The sequence below is a fragment of the Epilithonimonas tenax DSM 16811 genome (genome assembly GCF_000428485.1).
GTDB lineage: Bacteria > Bacteroidota > Bacteroidia > Flavobacteriales > Weeksellaceae > Epilithonimonas > Epilithonimonas tenax.
The window spans coordinates 1-2,407 of record NZ_AUAA01000087.1 but is presented as its reverse complement, the minus strand read 5'-3'; the positions used below and the strand labels follow the sequence as shown (position 1 = coordinate 2,407).

The window sequence follows — 2,407 nt, the reverse complement described above, 5'->3', positions numbered from 1 at the left end:
AGATTGCAACTAAGAGGTGTGCGGGATAAAGCATTTTTCTTGTTTAGGTTGTCTAAGCTTTTTGCCTAGCCCCCAAGTTTTGGAATTGATCCCTTATTTATCAAGACAGAAAAAGCAAAAAAGCAGTCTCTTTTAATATATAATTTTTAAAACTCAAGACTTCATCATGTGTAATTTGAGGTAGTGTGTAATAGCCACAACTTGATGTGAGAGGACACTATCCCATAAAGTGTGTAAGTTAAAAAGTTTAGGCTTGGATTTTATAATCTGAGCCTTTCTTCAAAAATAAGCATAAATTGGTTTAAAACAATCCCCCAATTTTGAATGGGCATTGTCCACTTTTTGGTGGCTTCTCTCAAGGCCAAATAAACCGACTTCATCACGGCCTCATCCGTTGGGAATGACATTTTGTTTTTGGTATATTTTCTTATTTTTCCGTTTAGGTTTTCAATTAAGTTTGTGGTATAGATGATCTTACGGATTTCCAAAGGAAATTCGAAGAAGACGGTGAGTTCATCCCAATTTTCCTTCCAGGATCTGATGGCGTAAGAATATTTGGATTCCCATTTTTCGGCAAAGTCCCGTAAGGCAGCTTCTGCAGCTTGTTTATTTGGTGCCGTATAAATGTGTTTCATATCTGCTGTAAAGGCTCTTCTGTCCTTCCAAACTACATATTTACAGGCATTTCTAATCTGGTGAACCACGCAGATTTGAGTTTGGGATTCAGGGAAAACGGAGCGGATGGTCTGGGTAAATCCATTTAAATTATCGGTAGCGGTAATCAAAATATCTTCAACACCACGAGCTTTTAAATCGGTTAAAACACTCATCCAAAAGCTGGAACTTTCGTTCTTTCCAAGCCACATTCCCAAAACTTCTTTTCTTCCTTCACGGTTCAAGCCTACGGCTAAATAAATGGTTTTGTTAATGACTTTGGAGTTCTCACGAACCTTAAAAACAATTCCGTCCATCGAAACAATCAGATACAATTCGTCTAAAGGTCGGTTTTGCCACGCAACGACTTCACTGGCAACAGCATTAGTTATTCGAGAAATTGTTGACGTAGAAACCTCAAAATCATACATATCCCTAATCTGTTCTTCAATATCTGAAACGCTCATTCCTTTCGCATAAAACGAGATAATGATATTCTCCAAACCATCGATGATATTGTGTCTTTTGGGAACTAAAGCAGGTTCAAAACTCCCTTCTCTATCACGGGGAACTTTAATTTGGCTTCGCCGAACCACTTCGTTAGGTTTCGGATTCGCCAAATGATGATTTTATCTTCTTAGTTCCGTGTCCGTTTCGGTAGTTTCCATTGGTGGTTTTTTCGTGTTTTTCATTGTCAAGATGGCTGTCTAATTCAGCATCCAGCATATGTTCTACTGCTTTTTTGTGCAGTTCTTTGAAGAACGAGGTTAAATCTTCTCCGTTTTTGAAGGATTTGTAGAAATCCTTGTTGTTTAATAAATCTTCTTTACTGGTCATAACTGTATAATGTTTAAAAATAGTAAAAAGTTATTTCCGAAAAATTTTTTGAGCTTTGAGGGCTCAAAATTTTTCAGAATAACTTTTCTACTTACACAGTTAGTAGGACACTACCTCTAAATTACATAGCATACACCTAAATCGCCGTCAGATTAAGTATTGACTAATTCAGATTAATTCTTTTTTAATTTGAACTCTGCTGATCCTCTTTCTTCATACTTATCCATCTCAGCTTTTCTTTGCTTTATAAAATCTGTTGGCCGGATGCCGTTGATTTCCTGAAAAAGGTCTGAAAAATTTTGACGGGAAGCTATGCCACATTCATCTGCTAATCCTTGAACTTTTATTTGCAAATAATATGGGTTTTCATACATAAGTCTGGTAATGTAATTAATACGAAGTGTTGAGAGATATTTGCTAAAATTTATTCCTTTTACATCATTGATGTATTGTGATAGATAATATTTGTTTGTATGTAGAATATTTGCCAGCCTGTCAATAGTTAGTCCATTTTCTTTAAAACCTTCATTGGTCTCAAACTCTCTTAGCTTATTTTGTAAATCAGAAAATACCTCCTCATTTAGTATAGACTTCCCATGGCTTGAAAGGTTTTCATACGATAGTGAAACCGGTTTTATTTGCTGGTTTAACTGGTTTTCTAATTCAAGATATTTTAATTTTATCTGTTTCCCATTCTTATAAAATTTCCAAGCTAATAAAGCAATTATAAGTAATACTGCAATAAGTATTACTATGGTTCCAAATCCCCATTTATTACTAGCTTCTAATTTAGTTTTTGATTCTTCTAAGATTTTCTTATCATAACCCGTAGTGCATTATAAAAAAGGTTACTCATAATACGAAAATTTCGTATATTGTATTGACTATCAATCTAATACGTTATGAATAACCTAGA

General features: G+C 34.8%; 1 protein-coding gene and 1 pseudogene. Both read right to left on the bottom strand.

The annotated features are described in order from the left end of the window. Positions 1-260: 260 nt before the first annotated feature. A pseudogene (locus F564_RS19670) lies at positions 261-1,491 on the bottom strand (IS256 family transposase). A gap of 173 nt (positions 1,492-1,664) precedes the next feature. Continuing rightward, the gene (locus F564_RS21065; RefSeq protein WP_228373937.1) at positions 1,665-1,973 is read right to left on the bottom strand and encodes a helix-turn-helix domain-containing protein; all 309 of its coding nucleotides are present in this window, start codon (positions 1,971-1,973) and stop codon (positions 1,665-1,667) included. Positions 1,974-2,407 lie beyond the last annotated feature (434 nt).